This is a genomic window from Mycolicibacterium sp. MU0050, assembly GCF_963378085.1.
GTDB lineage: Bacteria > Actinomycetota > Actinomycetes > Mycobacteriales > Mycobacteriaceae > Mycobacterium > Mycobacterium wendilense.
On sequence record NZ_OY726395.1, the window covers coordinates 1,849,930 to 1,869,363 of the forward strand.

Here is a 19,434-nt window from a genome sequence, read left to right on the forward strand (position 1 = left end):
GTGTCGGATCACACCGGTCTCAGGGGGTTGCTGGCGTCACTCTGGTCACGAGGTCCGGGGTCCGGCGCGGGCGCCGCAGCTGCACCCGCTGCGCCCAGAGTCGGGATGTTGACCCAAAACCCCGGGACAGGGTGCGAACAAGTCACCCCTCGGCGCAGCAGCGGTCAGGCCGCCGACTCGGTGGCCAGCAACCGTTCGAGCACGTCGTTGAGGGTGAGCACCCCGATGACCCGCTCGGCGTCGGTGACGGTGGCCAGGTGGTTGCGGGTCTCGCGCATGAGCCGCAATGCCTCGTACACCGGCGTCGACTTCGGGAAGGTCAGCACCGGCCGCATCAACTCGGCGGCGGTGCGCTGCGGCTGGTGCAGGCTGTCGCGGACGTGCAGCACCCCCTCGACGCGGTTGCCGGTGCTGACCAGCAGCCGCAGGTGGCCGGCCCGCCGGGCAGCGTCCTGGATCTCGGCGGCGGTCGCGTCGCGGGCCACGTTGCCCGGGTCGGGGTTGGCGCGGACGATGTCGCCGACGGTGAGGGCCTCCAGCTCCAGGGCGCTGATCAGATGCCCGCGGTAGCGCTCGTCGAGGGTGCCCACGGTGGCGGAGTGTTCCACCAGGTGTCGCAGCGCCGCGGGGTCCTGACCGGAATCCAACTGGTCGACGGGCTCGACCCCCACCTTGCGCAGGCACAGGTTGGCGAGTCGGTTGAGCCACACGATCAGCGGGCGGGTGAACCACATGAAGCCGCGCATCGGGATCGCCAGCAGGGTCGCCGACTTCTCCGGATGGGCGATGGCCCAGGACTTGGGCGCCATCTCGCCGATCACCAGATGCAGGAAGGTGACGATGAACAGCGCGAGGACGAAGCCGGCGGCGTCGGCCGCCCACGTCGGTGCGCCCCAGCCGGCGATCAGCGGCGTGAGCCAGTGGTGCACAGCGGGTTTGGTGACCGCGCCGAGGGCGAGCGTGCAGACCGTGATGCCCAGCTGCGAGCCGGCCAGCAACACCGACAGCTCCGAGGCGCTGCGCAGGGCGGCGCGCGCCGAGCGGCTGCGCGGCGCCGCGTCCTCGAGGCGGTGGCGGCGGGCGGCGATGAGCGCGAACTCGACGGCCACGAAGAACGCGCTGGCCGCGATCAGGGCGACGGTGGCGGCGAGGACGATCCAGGGATTGCTCATCGGGTGGCCTCGCTGTCGTCGCTGAGGGCGGAGTCGGTGCGGATACGCACGCTGACCTCCGACGGCACCCGGCGTTCCAGGGCTCGGACGTCGAGGACCACCGTGCGTTGCGGGGGCGGGCCCTCGTGCAGGAGTTCCTCGGCGGTGCCGGCGAGTTGGAGTTCGACGGTGTCGCCGACCTCGGGCAGGCCGCCGAAGCGGGCGAGGATCAGCCCGGCCAGCGTTTCGTAGTCGCCGTCGGGCAGGTCGTGGCCGATGGCCCGGCCGACCTCGTCGAGGTGGGCGTCGCCGCGGATCAACCAGCTGTCGTCGGCGCGGGTGATGACGGCGATCTCGGGGTCGACGTCGTGCTCGTCGTCGATCTCGCCGACGAGTTCCTCGGCCATGTCCTCGACGGTGACGACGCCGGCGAAGCCGCCGTACTCGTCGATGACCAGGGCCATCTCCTCCTTGGCGGCGGTCAGCTGGGTCAGCACGGCCGGTAGCGGCATGGACTCCGGCACGATCACCGCCGGGCGGTACAGCTCGGCCGCGGTGCCGGCGGCGGTCGGTTCGAGCAGGTCGCGCAGGTGCACCACGCCCAGCAGGTCGTCGGGGGAGTCGCTGACCACGGGGTAGCGGGTGTGCCCGGTGGCCATCATGGCGAGCACCTCCTCGCGCGGAGTGTCGGCGGGCACCACGTCCACCCGGGCGCGGGGGATCATCGCGTGCTCGACGCTGCGGGTCGGGAAATCGAGGATACGGTCGAGCAGTGCGGACAGTTCGGCGGGCAGCTCACCGGCCTCGCGGGACTGCGCCACGATGTGTTCGAGGTCGCGGGGGCTGGCCGAATGCTCCACGTCGTGCACGGGTTCGATGCGCAGGGCGCGCAGCAGCAGGTTCGAGGACGCGTCGAACAGCTTGATCAGCCAGCCGAACAGCTTCAGGTACCAGGTGGTGGACAGAGCGAGGCGCCGGGCGACCGGTTCGGGGCGGGCGATGGCGAGGTTCTTCGGGAACAGTTCGCCGAAGACCATCTGGATGACGGTGGCGGCCAGGACGGCCAGCACGGTGCCGACTGCGATCCCGACCGCGGTCGAGACGCCGCCGCGGGCGAGCAGGTCCCCGACGCCACGGCCGATCAGCGGTTCGGCGACGTAGCCGACCAGCAGCCCGGTGACGGTGATGCCGAGCTGTGCGCCCGACAGCATGAACGAGGTGCGGCGGGTGACCGACAGCGCCTGGGCCGAGGCCTTGTCCCCGGCCGTGGCGCGGGCCTTGAGCCGGGAGCGGTCCACGGCCATGTACGCGAATTCCTGGGCCACGAAGTAGCCGGTGATCGCGGTGATGGCCACGACCACCAGCAGGCCCAGCAGGATGCTGAGGACGCTCAGCACGGCGGTGCCGAGGTGGAGCCGGAATCATGGTCCGGGTGACGTGGACAGGGTCGGGCGGGGACTCGCGGGACTCGGCTCATCGGTCTCTCGGTCGGTGGCGACGGCATCGTCGTCAGGTCGGCTGGTCCTAGGGAAGACGAACCGGCTTTCTGGTTAGTTCCCGCGCGGGGAAAATCGGTTATCGCCGAGAGTTCGGTTGTTGACGGGAACCCGCAGGACGGGGTGCGGACAAGTCAACTTTCGGCGAGGGGGTCTAGGGCCTGGTCGACAGGGCTGCCAGGTAGCGGTCGGTGATCCGCTTCTGAACCCGGGTGGCCACCCAGGCGCCCGCCTTGCTCCACCAGCGGGCGGGGCGGGAGAACGCCACGATCTCGGCGTACACCGTGCCGTCGGGATCGAGGCGCACGCCGAAGTACTCCTCGCCGGACTCGGGGTGGCCGTCGAGGGTGCCGTAGGCGAACCCCTGGCGGTGCGGTTCGTCGGTGACGTAGATGACCTTGCAGGCGGCGCGCAGCGGCCCCAGCCTGATGGACACCAGAGACCCCGGCACGGCGGTGGGCGTAGAGGTATCGATGCGGATGCCGGCCCGACGCTGAATCTCCCACGCCATCAGCTGGGCAGCGGCTCGCCGAAAAGCCTGTTCTCCCAGGCCGATCGCGCGCTCGCGGCGGATGTGGTGGTACCCGTCGGGGAGCGGTCCGGCGGTGGCGCCGATCTCGGGGTAGCTCAGGCGGCGTCGCGCCAGCTGTTCCCAGTTCACCGACGTCGCTCCTTGCCGTTGCTCTCGTCCGCGTCGACTGCCTCTCGCCATGCATCGCGCACGATCGCAAGAGCCTCAGTTGCCGACACGGTAAGCCGGGTCTGGCCGGCGAGCTGCGCACGCCATTCGCTGTCCGAGGGAGCGCGTTGGAAGATGTGCGGCGCCGGGCCGCGGTTCGTTGGCCCGAACCGCCGAAATAACGACGTCGCGTTGGCGTCGATTGCGCCGAGCCTGGCCAGCGCCCAAAGGTCCCAGAGGTCGCGGGGCGCGAGTCGGTCCGCCCAGGTAGCGGTCTTCGATGCGGCGAATGCGGGCAGCGTGGGAACTAGCAGCCTGGCCGCGGGGGCGTCGTTGTAGCGCTGATGCAAGTCGCGCGGCTCGGTCGGCCAAACCACGCGATCATGCGCGGAAAGCAGTTGTAGGCGCACCGAGCGCCCATCCTCGGTCCGAACGAGCACCGGCAGGGTGTCTGCAGTGGTCCCAAGGGCGGGTTCGACGGCAAGCCGCCCGTGGGTGCGTGCCACGGCACGGGGGAGTGCGGCATCGAGATCCCGGGCGACGTCCTTGCGGCGACCGATGGCAATCAGGTCGATGTCCTCGCTGAGCCGGCCATCCGGAAGGTGGGTGCGAGCCAGAGCCGTGCCGCCAATGAAGTGGATTCGGTCTCCGAAGTTGCGGCTGAGGAAAGCCAGGAGGTGCGAGATGAGGTGATCGCGCACTACCTGTTCGGCAGGCACACCGAATTGTGTTGCGATGGAGTCGCGCTCGTCAGGATCCAAGACGAACCCCGGCCCATTCTTCAGCCCGGCGTAGTGACGCCACTCGGCGTTGTTCATGTGCGAGTCGCTCTAGGCGTGATCGGTCACTTCGTGCGTAGAGGGTGGCGACTGCGCCCGGGACTTCACCGGCGTTATCCCCGAGGGTCGGACGGTGAGCCAGATCCAGGATCGTCTGCTCCGGAGTGGTCACCAATGCGGGGCCCAATTCCGTACGAATGCGCTCGGTGTCGAGCGCTGTGATGTCGCGCTTGACGAATCTCACCACTGCCGGGCGGTCGGAGAGCGCGATCGGTCGATGTTGCCGGGGTATCGCAACAAGAGCTACGGCGAGCGCGCGTGGGATCGCTCCGTGCAGGCGTGCCGCGCTCACTCCCATGACGACGGCGTTGTCGGCGCCGTGGATCGCAGTTGCGATTCCAGCCGCCGCCGCTTCAACGGTGGGGATCCACTTCGTGCCTACATTCTCTTGCGGCACCACGACGAAGTATCCGTCAGTCAGGCGATGTAACAGGCCACGGTCGGTGAGGCGCGCCAACTGGGTCCGCGGATGAGCGTATATGCCGACGGCATCACGAGGACGAATCGTTCTGAGCGGGGCTTTTGCAAGTGCGATCGGCATGGGAGCGCTGCGCGCCTGAACCATTTTGACCTCCTTGACTACGCGAATCGTACTCTCTAAGAGTACGAAATGCATACTCAAAACACACTGGGAGCGCCTCAGTGGCCGGCCAGGTGCGCTTGGAACTCAGATGAGGAGCGCGTCGCACTGGATGGGTAGGTCGCGCACCCGCACCCCGGTGGCGTGGTAGATCGCGTTGGCGACGGCGGCAGCAGCGCCGACGATGCCGATCTCACCGGCGCCGCGCGAGCCCATCGGATTGGCGTGCTCGTCGACGCTGTCGAGCCAGACGGCGTCGATGTCGGGGACGTCGGCGTGGGTGCTGATGTGGTAGCTGGCCAGGTCCCGGGTGACGATGTGGCCCAGGCGGTGGTCGCGCACGCTTTCCTCGTGCAGGGCCATCGACAGGCCCATCGTCATGCCGCCGATCAGCTGTGAGCGCAGCGTGGCCGGGTTGATCGCCCGCCCGATCGAGAACACCCCGAGCATCCGGGCGAGGCGGATTTCGCCGGTGTAGCGGCTGACGTGGGCCTCGACGAACTGCGCGCCGAAGGAGTACATCCCGTAGTTCTGGGCGTCCTCGTTCTCGGGGGCCTCGGCGGTGCTGGCCGCGCCCGGGGCCGGGCTGTCGCCGTGCTCGCGCCGAAACTGCTGGGCGGCAGCGTGAATGGCGGTGCCCCAGGAGCTGATGCCCGAGGAGCCGCCCTCCACCGAGGCGGCCGGCAGCGTGGTGTCGCCGATCTGCAGGTCGATGGCGGCGACGTCGCAGCTCAGGACGTCGGCGGCGATCTGGGTCAGCGCGGTCCAGGTGCCGGTGCCGATGTCTACTGCGCCGATGGCCACCGCGTAGCGCCCGGGGGCGGTGCATTCGATGCGGGCGGCGTTGCCGGGCATGTTCATCGCCGGGTACACCGACGACGCCACGCCGGTGCCGATCAACCATTCGCCGTTGCTGCGCACGCCCGGTTCGGGGTTGCGGGGGTGCCAGCCGAACTGCTCGGCGCCGGTGGTCAGGCACTCGACCAGGCGTCGGTCCGACCACGGGTTGCCGGTCTCGGGGTCGACGTCGGGTTCGTTGCGGATCCGCAGCTCGATGGGGTCGAGGTCGCAGGCGACGGCCAGTTCGTCCATCGCCACCTCCAGCGCGTAGACGCCGGGGCATTCGCCGGGGGCGCGCATCCAAAACGGGACGGCCACATCGAGTGCGGCGAGCCGGTGGCTGGTGGCGCGGGTGGCGCTGGCGTACATCATCCGGGCGGGCACGGCGGTCTGCTCGGCGAATTCCTTGGCGGTGGCGGACTGTTCGACGACGTCGTGGCGCAGCGCGGTCAGTCGGCCATCCCTGGTGGCGCCGAGTTGTAGGCGCTGGATGGTGGGGGTGCGGTAGCCGACGACGTCGAACATCTGCTGGCGGGTCAGGGCCAGCTTGACGGGGCGGCCCGGGACGCGTTGGGCGGCCATGACCGCCAGGGTGTTGTGCGAGTGCGGGGCGCCCTTGGAGCCGAAGCCGCCGCCGATGTTCTTGGCGATCACCCGGATCTGTTCGGGCTCGAGGCCGAACAGTCCGGCCAGCTTGCTGCGGGCGGCGTGCACGCCCTGGGTGGAGTCGTAGAGCGTGAGCTTGTCGTTGTCCCACAACGCGATACAGGAATGCGGCTCCATCGGGTTGTTGTGTTCGTGCGGGGTGGTGTAGGTCTGGTCGACGAGCACCTCGGCGTCGCGCAGGGCGGCGTCGACGTCGCCGTCGGCGGTGTCGGTGGGAAAGCCCGCGTTGACTTCCTCGGGGGCGTACAGGTCCGGGTCGTCGGGGCGCAGCTCGGTGTGGTGGGTGTCGGCCTGGTAGTCGACGCGCACCAATGCGGCGGCGTGACGGGCGGTTTCGGCGGTCTCGGCGAGGACCGCGCCGATGAACTGGCCGCGGTAGTGGATCTGGTTGTCCTGCAGGATGGTCAGGTCGCCGTCGGAGGTGTCGGCCAGCGTGGGCGCGTCGAAGACGGTGAGGACGGCGGCGACCCCGGCGGTGTCCATGGCGGTGACGCGGCCCTTGGCGATGGTGGCCTGCAGCGGGTGCAGGTACATCGGGGCGTCGAGTTGGTATTCGCTGGCGTAGGGGGCGGTGCCGGTGACCTTGGCGGGGCCGTCGAGGCGGGTCAGCGCGGTGCCGATGGCGCGGGGTTGGACGGCCGTCATCACTGATGTCCTTCCATGAGTTCCAGCAGGGTGGCGACGATGGTGCGGCGGGTGAGCTCGACCTTGAATTCGTTGCCGTCCAGCGGCTCTGCCTGTCCGAGTTCGCTTTCGGCCGCGTGGGTGAAGGTGTCCTCGCCGGCGGCTTGCCCCAGCAGGGCGTGTTCGGCGCGATGGGCCCGCCAGGGTTTGTGGGCGACTCCGCCGAGGGCGATGCGCGCGGAGTTGATGGTGCCGTCCTCGGTGGCCAACTCGGCGGCCACCGAGGTCAACGCGAACGCATACGAGCTGCGGTCGCGGACCTTGCGGTAGGTGGAGCGCGCGCCGTCCAGCGGCGCCGGGATCTCCACGGCGGTGATCAGCGCGCCGCGCGGCAGGTTGGTGTCGCGGTCGGGTTCATCGCCGGGCAGGCGGTGAAAATCGGTGAGCGGCAGGCGATGTTCGCCGTCGACGTCGACGTAGACCACCTGCGCGTCCAGGGCGGTCATCGCGACGGCCATGTCGGAGGGGTGGGTGGCCACACACTGCGGGGAGGCGCCGAGGATGGCGTGGTAGCGCACGTAGCCGCCGAGCGCCGAGCACCCGGAGCCGGGGGAGCGTTTGTTGCAGGGGGTGGTGACGTCCTGGAAGTAGACGCAGCGGGTGCGTTGCAGCAGGTTGCCGGCGGTGGTGGCGAGGTTGCGCAGCTGCCCCGAGGCGCCGGCCAGCAGGGCGCGGGCCAGGACGGGGTAGCGGCTGCGCACGATGGGGTGCGCGGCCAAATCCGCGTTGCGGACGTCGGCGCCGACGCGCAGCGAGCCGTCGTCGAGGTGGTCGATGTCGTAGAGGGGCAGGTGGCCGACGTCGACGAGCAGGGCGGGTTCGGCGACGCCGAGTTTCATGTGGTCGACGAGGTTGGTGCCGCCGGCCAGGTAGACGGCGTCGGGGCGCTCGGCGACGGTGGTGACGGCGTCGGCCACGCTGGTGGCGCGGTGGTAGGCGAACGGGTTCATCGGGCGGCCTCGTGGATGGCGGCGACGATGTTGGGGTAGGCCGCGCAGCGACACAGGTTGCCGCTCATGCGTTCTCGGATCTCGTCGTCGTCGAGGTCGGGGGATTTCTCCAGGTGTTCGGTGACATGGCTGGGGGCGCCGGACTTGACCTCGTCGAGCGTGCCGACCGCCGAGCAGATCTGCCCCGGGGTGCAGTAGCCGCACTGGAAGCCGTCGTGGTCGAGGAACGCCTGGGCGACGGGGTGCAGGCTTGTTTGCTCCCCGAGTCCGGCCGCGGTGACGATTTCGGCGTCGTCGTGGGCGACCGCCAGTGCCAGGCAGGTGGTGGCGCGGCGGCCGTCGAGCAGAACGGTGCACGCTCCGCACTGGCCGTGGTCGCAGCCCTTCTTCGGCGCGGTGACGCCGAGGTGTTCTCGTAGTAGATCGAGGAGGGTGGTGCGGTTGTCGATCTCGGCGCTGCGGGTGTGGCCGTCGACGCGCACGGTGACGTTGGTGAAGTGGGCTGACTCCATCTCGGAGGGTTACCCGGGTTGGGGGAGGTGAAACGAGGGCAGGTTCGGCGAAGACGGATTGGGGCGTCGGTGTTCCTGGGTACCATCCCGGCATGCCGTTGTCCGACGGTACCAAGTTCGCCGGTTACACCATTGAGCGCCAGCTTGGTTCAGGGGGGATGGGCGAGGTGTACCTCGTCCAGCACCCCCGCCTGCCGCGACACGATGCGCTGAAGGTGCTGCGGTCGAACATTTCCTCGGACGCCGATTACATGGAGCGGTTCAACCGTGAGGCCGACCTGGCGTCCAAGCTGTGGCACCCGAACACCGTGCGGATCCATGACCGCGGGAAGTACCGCGGCCGGTTGTGGATCTCCATGGACTATGTGGACGGCACCGATGCGGCGCACCTCCTGCAGGAGTACCCGGAGGGGCTGCCGACCGAGCGTGCGCTCGGCATCATCAGCGACGTGGCCGCGGCACTGGACTACGCCCACGACATGGGGCTTCTTCATCGTGACGTGAAGCCGGCGAACATTCTGTTGGCGCAGACCGGGGAGCGCCGCGCCCTGCTTGCGGATTTCGGGGTTGCACGCGACGTCGCTGACGGCGACGCGGGTGGTCTCACCGCGACGAACATGACCGTCGGTACCGCGGCGTACGCGGCACCGGAACAGTTGATGGGTCTCGACGTCGACGGCCGCGCCGACCAGTACTCGCTGGCCGCGACGGCGTATCACCTGTTGACCGGTGGCTACTTGTTCGCGCACACCAACCCGGCGGTGGTCATCGGGCAGCATCTGAATGCCCCGCCGCCGGCGATCGGCGAGGGCCGCGCCGACCTGGCCCGCTTCGAGCCGGTGCTGACCCGTGCGCTCGCCAAGGATCCCAATCAGCGCTACGCAACCTGCGGGGAGTTCGCGCGGGCACTTGAGGCCGCGACAACAGCCGTGGTGTCGACCGGGCCGGTGCCGTTGAACGACGTCGAGACGATGGTTGCTCCGGTGGCCCCGCCGGCGGTGGCAGCGGTGTCGCGGCCACCCGATTCGCCGCGTGAAGCGGCGGGCGCCTCGGCGGTGGCGCCGACCCGACGGAGTGCGGGGAGGCTTGTCGGGATCGGACTGGCTGCCGCGGCGCTGCTGGCCGCGGTCGCTCTGGTCGCGTACTTCGCGGTCCAGCCGCGGGGCGGCGGCGGGGGCGCCGAGCCGTTCAGCATCGCCGGGACCGTCCGGTTGGCCTCCGATATCGCCAAGGACAGTGGTCTGCCGCCCGGCTATAAATGCATGGGTACCAAGGACTTCGGAGACATCGGTCCCAACGCCCCGATCCTGGTCGAGGACGAATCAGGCAAGCTGCTCGCCAAGGGATCCATTGAAGGCAGCAGTCGCAGTCACGACGAATGTCTTCTCAAGTTCCGCGTCAGCGATGTGCCCGGTGGGGCGCAGTTCTACCGGGTGCAGGTGGGCAAGCACCAGGAGATGAGCTACACCGAGGCCGAGGCGAAGGCCGGCGTCGAACTCCTCGTGGGGACGCCGGGCGGCCCGGAGCCGACGAAGCCCCCGGAGCCGCCCAAGCCTGCACCGACGCGCACGGTCACGGTGACGCCCACTCCCGATGTGGAGCAGCAGAGTCTGGCGCGATTGCGGGCGATCGCTGGCGAAGACCGACCAGCGGTGGCCGCTATCCTCGCCGATCGCTGGATCCCGCAGATCAGTTCCAAGCGTGTGGGTTTGGTGGCCAAGGGGATGACCTGGGACAACGAGACCATCCTCGACGAGCATCTGCGGTTGCGCAGCATCTACCCGGACGTGAAGCTGCTGTGGTCGGGTGACTGGTCCACCTTCGACGGGCCGGGGTTCTGGGTGACCGTGGTGGGCCTGTGGTCGAACAACCCGTACGAGGTGCTGGCCTGGTGCACGGAACAGGGGTTCGACCGGGACAACTGCATTGCCAAGGTAGTCAGCACGACGCATCCGGTAGCGGGGAGTACGAAGTTGAATCCGTGATGTGGTGATGCCAGTGGTCCGCGGTGTATCCAGCCGCCCGCCGCAGGCGCCGCCTTCGGCGCGTACCGACCGCACGCAGCGTTCCCGCTGCGTGCGGTCGGTACGAAGACGGTGTAGGTCGGGGACTGGCCGGCCCGGGACATTCGAGGCCTTGCCGGGACGATCGTCTTGAAGCAGTATTTCCCTGAGTCCCGAATCGATCGTCAGTCGTGGCGATCTCACGGTGGTCAAGAACGTGGTGTTGAAGGTGGTCATCAATGAGTGGGCATGACGAGGTGGCGGATTCGCTGTACAGCGCACTTTCACGGACACGCATTCCTGCTGAGAACCACGAGTTCATCCGTCAGATCACGGCGGCGGTCGGTGTGGTCGAATTCCGCGCAATGGCTGTCGATTCTGATAAGCCATATGTGCGCGCAACAAGGCGGGACGGCCTTCCTGCGTTGCACATTCACTACGGCTTCACGAATGGCTTTGTTTCGGAAGATGAAATTGTACGTGTCGCGGGCAATGGCGTGCCGCGTGAACAGAGCAGCCGAAAGGGCACCTGGTACGTTACCCATCCGACGACCAGGGTCGGCCCCCGTAACGACCGGGCCCGGGATGTCCGGCGGAATGCAGAATTTTGTGGTTGTGGCATGCAACGGTCCGTCAGCGGAGTGCGCAGCATTTGTGATTAGCGCATCAAAGGTGAGCCATCTACGGGTCGCGCACCAGCGGTCGGGCGCGGGACCAGGAAGTGCCGCGTGGCCGCATTCGGGACGAATCCGCTCGCGATCGGAGAGTTGATTGTCGGCCCGGCCACCCGCATCCTCGGAATCCGTCCGCGCACGGATGAGCCGGCAGCGCCGGACTGGAACGGAGCCGGAACTACTGGTTCGGAGAATTCTCCATGCCCGGGGAATTCGGTATCGGGTCGACACGGCTCCGGAACCCGGTTTGCGATGCAAAGCCGACATCGTGTGGCGCGGATTGCGCCTGGCGGTTTTCCTGGACGGCTGTTTCTGGCACGGATGTCCCATTCACGCGACCAGGCCGAAGGCCAACGAAACGTGGTGGGCCCGAAAACTCGAAGGAAATGTCGAGCGAGATCGCCGGACTGACGCTGATCTCACGGCGCGGGGGTGGACCGTGCTGCGGTTCTGGGAACACGAGGATCCGAAAATTGTCGCCGACGCGATATGTCGGCAGCTCATTGATCTGCGAGCCGGCAGACGACCGGTTCAGATCACTCAGCCAGTGCGACACGGTCGCTGACGCGGACGCCGAGCGGGAACGCGCGCCCTTCCAGCCACGATGCAGCAACCGTTCGTTCGAGCTCTTCGCTGTCCAGCTCGATCTCCAGGGCAGCGGCGAGGACATGCACAGCCAGGAGCGGCGGTATCGCGTTGCCGATTTGCTGGCCGATGTCGTTGCCCGACCAGGGAAAGTCGTGGGGAAATGTTTGCAGCCTTCCGGCTTCCTGGTGGGAGAAGCGGCTCTCGCTCCCGTCGGCCATGAGGAGCCGGTTGCGCGTGACTTTGCCGGTTACCGTCGCAGAGGGTTCGTCGGACCGGCGCTCGCCGCGGTTCCGCGGATCTCCACCACTTCCATAGTTGGACACCACGGTGAACGCGGTGTCACGCTGAAGTGCTTCTTCCATCGACACCCAACGCTTGAGGCCCAACTCAGCCTGGTCCGCCGCACCGCGTCGGTACGCCTGATGGGTCGGAGTGGGGAGTGCAACGTTGTCGTCGCCGAATCGCGCAATCAAAATCGCGCGTCGTCGTGTCTGTGGGACGCCGAACTGCTCGGTCCTGAGCACGTCGACGTCGACGCCGTAGCCGTACCGTCTGAGAATCGTCCCGAACGCGTTCCAGATGGGCAGGACGGCCGGCACCTGCTCCAGCACAATCGCTTGAAACGGCCTTCCCGCTTCCAGCGCGAGCAACGCCCACCGCAGGGGCTCCAGAACCAATCCGGTTCTGTCGTCGGCAAACCCGCCGCGCGGAATTCCCTCCCCGAGATGCCGCGCCATGTCCTCGGCTTCATGGATCAGCTCATCTACGACTTGTCTGCCGGACCCGGTTCCAGCAACGGTGAACGTCTGACACGGGGGACCACCGGTCAGTACGTTCGCTTCAGGGAAATCGCCGGGGCCGTAGTTGCGGACATCCCCCTCGACGGTCTCGAGCCCCGCTTTCCGGCGCGTCGTGCATGCGTGGGCATCCCATTCGATACCGGTGGTCGGGATGTCGAGCCACGTCGCCCCGACGTCGAGGCCGCCGGGTCCGGCAAACAAATCGATGATTCGGGGCGAAAGATCCAAGTCGATATCTTCCCGCGGCATGCCCCAGATCGTAGCCGGCCGGAAGAGGTTCCACCACGGCGCCACGCAGCTGCATGGACAAGAGGCGACCGGGGCCGAAGGTAAACGTACGGTGACACCTTTGTCCCCTACCGGCGACAAATGTCGGACCCGAATGATAGACAGACTCACAAGCGGCGGGGGTCCGCGACCAACGAATGTTGGGCATACCGGGGAGGTAAGGGTGTTAGCCAGGGGTTGGACCGATCCTGATCCTGCATTGGGCGGATTGGTTGACGATTTCCGTGATCGATGTATCCGCGTCTATCTGGAGGACCCGAACCGGGTCGAAGAGGACGCAGGCAAAGAACGCGGAATCGCCGAGGGCGGGTATGGCCGGAAGCAGATTCAAGAATTGGTGCAGAACGCCGCGGACGCACTCCAAGGAGCGCCGGGACGCATCCAGGTGAGTCTGACCGAGCAGGCGCTCTACGTCGCAAACGAGGGCAACCCTTTCGAGGACACTGGTGTCCGCGCCCTGCTGTATACGCATCTGTCCAACAAGACTGGCACAGAGATCGGTCGGTTCGGGCTCGGGTTCAAGTCCATAAGCGGAATCTCGGACAACCCGCAGATATTCAGCCGCTCGGTGTCGTTCGAGTTCAGCAGGTCCCAGTCGGCAGAGCAGCTGTCGGCTGAATTGGATCGGCTCTACCGGCCGGCTGATGTCCCCGCGCTGCGCCTTGCTTGGACGCTCGACCCGGTTGCCGCTTTTCGGGCCGATCCGCTGCTGGCGGAGTTGTCGGGGTGGGCTACCACGGTGGTGAAGGTGCCGCTCAAGGCCGGAGCAGCGGCGCAACTTTCTGTCGAGATCCAAGAGTTCGACGAATCCTTCAATCTGTTCGCTCCGCACGTGCGGGTCTTGGATCTCGTCGACGATGTCGCCGGCGTGTCGCGCAGATTTGCGGCTGCCAAGAAGGGCAATCGTGTTACCCTGACCACTCAGGACGGTGATCGGGAATGGTTGGTCGTCTCGACAGACCACAACCCCTCCGAACAGGCCTTGGAATCCGCGGGACATTCGGCACGCCGCAATACGGTCACCGTCAGCTGGGCACTTCCGCTGGGCGGCGCCGCCGGCGTGGGTCAGCTGTCCGCTTATTTTCCGGTCAAATCCGACACCACCCTGAGCGGTCGTATCAACGCGCCATGGAAACTGTCGGACGACCGCATCAACGTGATCGAGTGCCTTTTCAATCTCGAGATTCTCGAAGATGTGGTGCCCAAACTTGTTGTGGCGGCGCGAAAAGATTTGATTGCCGAACGGGCTTACGGTCGGTACATCGACGTCCTCCCCGCACGTGGTAAGGAAGTTCGCAGTTGGGCTGACAAAGTGCTCAACGAGCCGGTTTTCCAGGCGCTCAGGGATTCTCGATGTCTACCGGATCTCGACGGCCAGCTACGCGCACCGTCTGGCCTGCAACGCGTTCCGGACGATGTCATGGAGTACGCAAAGATGTGGCTGGAGGTCACGGGAAATCGCGGTGACTGGGTACACCCGGATTGCACCAGTACCGTTGAGCGCCGTTCCAAAGTGGATCGACTGATGCAGGATGGCGACCGTCCCAAACCTGCGGGCCGCGTTCTGCAATGGCTGCAATCCGTTGTCGCGGACCCCAGCCCGGCCCAATCTGCAGCCGCCATCGAACTGGCTGCAAACCTTGTGCGTAAGGGTGGTAACACGGAGATGGACGTCCGTGACGCCCGGATCGTGTTGCTGGAAAGCGGTTCGCTGGCTCAACCCGTGCGTGGACGGTGCTTTCTCCGGACGAGCGGAGCACAGCATGGCACCTCATTCGTCCATGCGGACGTATCGGCGCGCGGGACGACGCTCGCTGCTCTGGAGGCACTCGGAGTCACTGCCTTCGAAGACGGCGGTGAGATGTTGGAGCTGCTCACCGAACTCCGGCGCACGGGCAAGGTGGACTGGGACGAGCTGTGGATCGCCATGCGCGGGTCCGGCGTCCACCAGGTCTACGAGGCCTTCGAGAGTGTCCTCGAGGGGCAGGCAGATCGAATCATCCGCGTCAAGAACGGATCCGGTCGCTGGGTCTTGCCGCAGGGACTCTACATTGCAGGAGATTGCCTAAAGCAACTCAAGGAAGACGGCGAGTTCTTGGTCGACGGGGACTACCACGCCAGTGATCAGGAACTGTTGTACGTCCTCGGCGTCCGGTCTCGACCGTCGCGTGCAAAGTCGCGATCGAATGAACGATGGGTCTCCCGGTACGAGCGGGAAGTTCAGGCCCGGGTGGGAGAGGAATTCGGTCTGGGCGTCTATGCGCGCGAGGCGATTCGGATCGACGGGATCGACGGAATCCTGGGGCCGCTCGAGTGCCTGCCAGACCTGAGCGTGACCAATCGAACCGCCTTGACACTGGCGCTGTTGAATGACGTGGACGTGCCCCGTGTTCGGATCAGCCACCCGAGCGTCACCAAGGCGGCGCGCTACGTTGCGCCAGAATTGTGGTGGGCGCGACAGCACGGGTTTCTGCCGACAGTCCTCGGCCCGATGCCCGTCGCCGAGGCGTTCGTCGCAGAGGTCGAGGAGGCGCCGGAGGGTCTGCTCCCGTGTGTGACCCAGGTCGTCCTGAGTGCGGATGCCGAGGCCGTGCTGAAGCTGAAGAAAAAGATCAGTGATCTCGACCCAGCCGACTTCCAGAAACTGGTGGAGATGCACGTCGCCAAAGACGACATGCACCGCGTCGGGCAGGCGTACGCGTGGTGGTGCTGGATCCACAAGGAGTCGGGTGTTCCGGATCGACTGTGGGTTCGCATTGCAGGTCAGTGGTCTGAAGTGAACACGAAGAATGTGGCCGTCGTCCATCACCTGGATGCCTATGCGGAGCTCGATCAGTTCGGTATACCGTGCGTGGTGGTGGACTCCGTCGACGATGTCCACACTCTCAGCGAATTGTGGCGTTGCCTGGAGGGTCCGGACCTGCCCGTCACCTACTCGTATGAGACGAGTGCCGAACCCGTTGTGCTCACAGACGCGTTCCCCGTGCTGGATGCCCTGGAGATCGATGACGAATTCGCCGATCTCGTCTTGCAGAAGTGTCTGTCGCTGAGCAAGGTTGCGGCCGTTCCCGGACAGCCAGAAGTTCGGGTCACATGCGATTCAGGCCGTGAAGGGAGCAGGATTCTCGTCACCGGCACCAACGATGGTCAGATCCTGAAACAGGTTCTGGGGCAACTGCTCCTCGACGATTCCGACCGGCATGTTGACGCGCTGCTCAGGGACATGGAGCGGCGGAGGAACTCCGAGCACGTCCGGGCTGTCCGGAAGGCGTCGTCGGACGCGGAACGACTTCTGCTGCTCGTAGGGGAAGACCGTCTACGGCCGCTCATCCCCAAGGATGCACTCACCTACATAGCCAATGAGGGAGAGGTCGAACCGCGCGGCGTCGCTTTGGCCGAACTGTGTGTGAGCATGCTCGGTGTTCGTGCGCTCGAACGAGCTTGCAAGGTCGACCCGGAAGGGCTCCCCATCGCGCCGCCCTCTACCTGGGCCGGTTCGTTCACCACCCGCAAGTGGGTGAACAACTTCGGGTTCGACGACGAGTGGGCCGGCCGCCCGGCCAGGCAACGCAACAAGCCGACCGAGTACGTCGAGGGCCCGACGCAACTCGAGCCGCTACACGATTATCAGCAAGTGGTCTCCCGACGGCTACGAGACCTGTTGATCGGCAATGGCCCTCGGCGCGGCTACATCTCGCTGCCCACCGGTGCCGGAAAGACGCGGGTCGCTGTCCAGACGATCATCGAGACCATCAGCGACGGGAGCCTCGACGGGCTGGGCTCGAGTGGAACATTCGCCGGACCGATATTGTGGCTGGCCGACGGAGAAGAACTCTGCGAGCAGGCCATAGACGCATGGTCCTACCTCTGGCGGGCCGCCGGTCGCCGGGACACCCAATTGATTCTCAGCCGATTCTGGTCGTCCTATGAGATGGAGGAAGAGGTTGGTGGCGTCCAGGTCGTTGTGGCGACGTGGCACAAGATCATGGCACGGGCGGTGGGCAGCGACGCGTATGCGTGGCTGGCCGAGGCCCCGATCGTCATCATCGATGAAGCACACGGCGCCTATACGCCCTCGTACACAACCATCCTCGAATGGCTGGGACGGTCTGCGAGGGAACGGGACAAACCACTGGTCGGACTGACAGCGACCCCTTTCCGGGGACGGCGCGACAGTGCCCAAACAGAGTTGTTGTTGCGCAGGTTCGGCGACAATTGTTTGGACGAAGGTGTTTTCGGTGAGGATCTGCCGCAGGTCCGCCTGCAGCGGGATCGAGTACTCGCTCGCGCGCATCTGGAAATCCTCGATGGTGTGTCCATCGAGCTGTCCGAACGGGAGATCGAAGAGTTCAAGGAACTGGGTTGGCTCGCCAAGAGTGCAGAAGTGAGGTTGGGTCGTAACGAGGACCGCACCCGCACGATCGTGGAGTCGATCATGAGCAAGCCGGACCACTGGCAGATCGTCGTGTTCGCCGCCTCGGTGGAGAACGCGCAGACATTGGCGACCCTGCTGACCCTGCAGGGAAGGCCGGCGGCATCGATCGATCAGGACACCAGTCCCGAGGACCGTCGCGTCGCCATCGAGCGGTTCAAGTCCGGAGAGCTGAAGGTGTTGACCAACTACGCGGTGCTGTCCCAGGGATTCGACGCGCCGAAGACCGATGCCGTGTACATCACCCGTCCGACAAGCAGCGAGGTCAGGTACCAGCAGATGGTGGGCCGCGGTCTCCGTGGACCGAAAAACGGTGGCACGGAGGAGGTCTTGATCGTGAACATGCTCGACAACCTGATCGAGTTCGCCGACAGCATCGTGTATCAAAGCTTGAAAGACATCACAGAAGCAGAGCGTGAGCAGGAGTCTGCCGGTGTCGGGTGAATGTCTGCAGGAGGTCGAGCTCAATGACGAACAACTCGAGGTCGTTGAAGCGCCTGCCGATGCGAGGCTACTGGTCATCGCGGGGGCGGGCCAAGGGAAGACCGAAGTAGTGGTCAGCAGAATCCGTAGCCTGGTACAGAATGAGGGGTTGGTGCCCTCCGATGAGGTGCTCGTCCTCAGCTTCTCCCGCGCCGCCGTGTCAGCAGTCCGAACACGTTTGGACGTGCGGGATGTCGCCCCGCCCAACGTACGCACATTCGATTCTTTCGCAAGTGTGTTGCTCATGGGAGCGGGTATCCAGCCCGAGGGCAGCTTCGACGCGCGCATTCGTCGTGCGACACAGATGCTGAGGGAGGCAGAGGACGTACCCGAGGAAATCGAGCTTCTGCAGCATGTCATCCTCGACGAGGTTCAAGATCTGGTCGGAGATCGCGCGGATTTCGTTCTGGCGCTACTCAAATGGCTCGATGAGGATGCAGGCATCACAGCACTCGGGGATCCGTTACAGGGCGTGTACGACTTCCAGCTCGAGGACTCGCTGAGCAAGACCTCCGCAACCGAGGTGTTCGAAACGTTGACCGATTTTTTCGGCTGCGACACCGTCGGCTTGGGCAAGAACTATCGGGCGCGAGGGAAGATCCCGAAGCAAGTGGTCATCTTGGGTGAAAGACTCCGAAAGCTCGACGACGGTGATGTTGCTGAGGAACTTCTCGAGGATCTGCTGCTCGACATTCCGGATCGCGGCGAGATCGAGGAGTGGTACGAATTCGTCACGCCGGCTGGGGACAAGAAGACTGCCGTCTTGTGCACGACCAACGCGGAAGTACTGCGGGTGTCGCGGTACCTCAATGAAAAGTCCGTTGCGCATGCTGTGCGCAGACAGTCACAGGATTTCGGTGCTGCGCGGTGGATCGCGGGCGCGCTCGGTCCATTGCCCGGCCCGCGGGAACGTCAATCCGAGGTCGAAGCCGCGCTCGAGCGTCTACTCGCCGAAAACGACGTGCCCCAGAAGTGGGCAGAATTGAAATCCGTCGAAGGCCGCACAGTCAACCATGATTCGTTGGACATCAGCAGAGTTCACCGTCTCGTGAAGGCACGGGCGTTGCCGCTCTCGCTGACCGAGCCGGACCACAGCTCGGTGATCGTCTCGACAATCCATCGCGCCAAAGGCTTGGAGTTCGATACCGTCTTCATGGTCGAACCCAACTGGTTGCCAGAAGACGAAGACAGCTGGACGAGGGTGCGTCGGGAGTACGTGGCCTTGAGTCGGGCGCGCGATCACATCTACACCTGCCGACTGCCCGAGTCGAGAACGAAGATCAAGGCCGACGACCGACTGGGACGGTTCAAAGAGGAAGCTTGGAGCCGGCGGAGGCGCGGTTCGACATGGCCGAGGGCATTCGAATTCCTGTATGGGGACGTGGAAACGGCATACCCAGCGTCGACTCAGACAGTTGACGCCCGACAGATCCAGCAGACGCTGCAATCGTTGAATCGGGTCGGCATCAGAGTCTATGCAGAACTCGACGAAGCTGAATCCACTGACGACGCTCCTTCGTACCTCTTGGTCACTCAGGACCAGCAACCTCTTGGACGTACCAGCGGGGCATTCGACAGCGCCTTTCAAAGGACATTTGGCTGGTTGGACAACCGTCCGACGGTCATCGATGGACTCACCTTGGTGTCGGTGGAGACGGTCGCAGGTGACCATCGCGAGTCGGAAAGAGCTGGTCTGGGAAGCTCGGGATTCTGGCTGGTACCGCGAATTGCCGGCCTGGCCCGTCCCGATCTGACCACGACATAGGAGT

Annotated in this window: 14 protein-coding genes; 5 read left to right on the forward strand and 9 right to left on the reverse strand. The window is 65.8% G+C overall.

Annotated features, from left to right (window positions below; genetic code table 11):
* Window positions 1-164: 164 nt before the first annotated feature.
* The 8 genes from R2K23_RS08760 to R2K23_RS08795 all read right to left on the reverse strand — a co-directional run bounded on the left by R2K23_RS08760 (window position 165) and on the right by R2K23_RS08795 (window position 8,397).
* Window positions 165-1,172: a hemolysin family protein gene (locus tag R2K23_RS08760; RefSeq protein ID WP_316516076.1), complete on the reverse strand. Its 1,008-nt coding sequence runs from the start codon at window positions 1,170-1,172 to the stop codon at window positions 165-167.
* Window positions 1,169-2,548 carry a hemolysin family protein gene (locus R2K23_RS08765; RefSeq protein ID WP_316516078.1) on the reverse strand — a complete coding sequence of 460 codons (1,380 nt, stop codon included), beginning with the start codon at window positions 2,546-2,548 and terminating at the stop codon, window positions 1,169-1,171. Before R2K23_RS08765 ends, R2K23_RS08760 begins: the two co-directional genes overlap by 4 nt.
* A 253-nt stretch (window positions 2,549-2,801) precedes the next feature.
* Window positions 2,802-3,308 carry a DUF1990 family protein gene (locus R2K23_RS08770; protein ID WP_316516080.1) on the reverse strand — a complete coding sequence of 169 codons (507 nt, stop codon included), beginning with the start codon at window positions 3,306-3,308 and terminating at the stop codon, window positions 2,802-2,804.
* Complete coding sequence (locus tag R2K23_RS08775) at window positions 3,305-4,144, reverse strand: nucleotidyl transferase AbiEii/AbiGii toxin family protein (RefSeq protein ID WP_396893296.1); 840 nt, start codon at window positions 4,142-4,144, stop codon at window positions 3,305-3,307. Before R2K23_RS08775 ends, R2K23_RS08770 begins: the two co-directional genes overlap by 4 nt.
* Window positions 4,077-4,730, reverse strand: a complete 654-nt coding sequence (locus R2K23_RS08780) for a type IV toxin-antitoxin system AbiEi family antitoxin domain-containing protein (protein WP_316516081.1) — start codon at window positions 4,728-4,730, stop codon at window positions 4,077-4,079. Before R2K23_RS08780 ends, R2K23_RS08775 begins: the two co-directional genes overlap by 68 nt.
* Window positions 4,731-4,832: 102 nt before the next feature.
* Window positions 4,833-6,896, reverse strand: coding sequence for a xanthine dehydrogenase family protein molybdopterin-binding subunit (locus R2K23_RS08785; RefSeq protein WP_316516082.1), 2,064 nt, complete (start codon window positions 6,894-6,896; stop codon window positions 4,833-4,835).
* Complete coding sequence (locus R2K23_RS08790; protein ID WP_316516083.1) at window positions 6,896-7,885, reverse strand: FAD binding domain-containing protein; 990 nt, start codon at window positions 7,883-7,885, stop codon at window positions 6,896-6,898. The genes R2K23_RS08785 and R2K23_RS08790 overlap by 1 nt, the downstream gene beginning before the upstream one ends.
* Window positions 7,882-8,397, reverse strand: coding sequence for a 2Fe-2S iron-sulfur cluster-binding protein (locus R2K23_RS08795; RefSeq protein ID WP_316516084.1), 516 nt, complete (start codon window positions 8,395-8,397; stop codon window positions 7,882-7,884). The genes R2K23_RS08790 and R2K23_RS08795 overlap by 4 nt, the downstream gene beginning before the upstream one ends.
* Before the next feature lie 92 nt (window positions 8,398-8,489).
* Here R2K23_RS08795 and R2K23_RS24875 point away from each other — a divergent pair, with 92 nt between their 5' ends.
* The 3 genes from R2K23_RS24875 to R2K23_RS08810 all read left to right on the forward strand — a co-directional run bounded on the left by R2K23_RS24875 (window position 8,490) and on the right by R2K23_RS08810 (window position 11,639).
* Window positions 8,490-10,382: a serine/threonine-protein kinase gene (locus tag R2K23_RS24875; protein ID WP_396893299.1), complete on the forward strand. Its 1,893-nt coding sequence runs from the start codon at window positions 8,490-8,492 to the stop codon at window positions 10,380-10,382.
* Window positions 10,383-10,639: 257 nt separating this feature from the next.
* A complete protein-coding gene (locus tag R2K23_RS08805; protein ID WP_316516085.1) occupies window positions 10,640-11,062 on the forward strand; it encodes a hypothetical protein in 423 nt (140 codons plus the stop codon).
* Window positions 11,063-11,171: 109 nt separating this feature from the next.
* On the forward strand, window positions 11,172-11,639 hold the full coding sequence (locus tag R2K23_RS08810) for a very short patch repair endonuclease (RefSeq protein WP_316516086.1): 468 nt from the start codon (window positions 11,172-11,174) through the stop codon (window positions 11,637-11,639).
* Here the strand turns inward: R2K23_RS08810 and R2K23_RS08815 are convergent.
* Complete coding sequence (locus tag R2K23_RS08815) at window positions 11,611-12,711, reverse strand: DNA cytosine methyltransferase (protein ID WP_316516087.1); 1,101 nt, start codon at window positions 12,709-12,711, stop codon at window positions 11,611-11,613. The two genes, R2K23_RS08810 and R2K23_RS08815, sit on opposite strands and share 29 nt — an antisense overlap.
* A gap of 247 nt (window positions 12,712-12,958) precedes the next feature.
* Here R2K23_RS08815 and R2K23_RS08820 point away from each other — a divergent pair, with 247 nt between their 5' ends.
* Together R2K23_RS08820 and R2K23_RS08825 are read left to right on the forward strand one after the other, a co-directional pair.
* Window positions 12,959-17,626 carry a DEAD/DEAH box helicase gene (locus R2K23_RS08820; protein ID WP_316516088.1) on the forward strand — a complete coding sequence of 1,556 codons (4,668 nt, stop codon included), beginning with the start codon at window positions 12,959-12,961 and terminating at the stop codon, window positions 17,624-17,626.
* The gene (locus R2K23_RS08825; RefSeq protein ID WP_316516089.1) at window positions 17,598-19,430 is read left to right on the forward strand and encodes an ATP-dependent helicase; all 1,833 of its coding nucleotides are present in this window, start codon (window positions 17,598-17,600) and stop codon (window positions 19,428-19,430) included. Before R2K23_RS08820 ends, R2K23_RS08825 begins: the two co-directional genes overlap by 29 nt.
* Window positions 19,431-19,434: the final 4 nt, after the last annotated feature.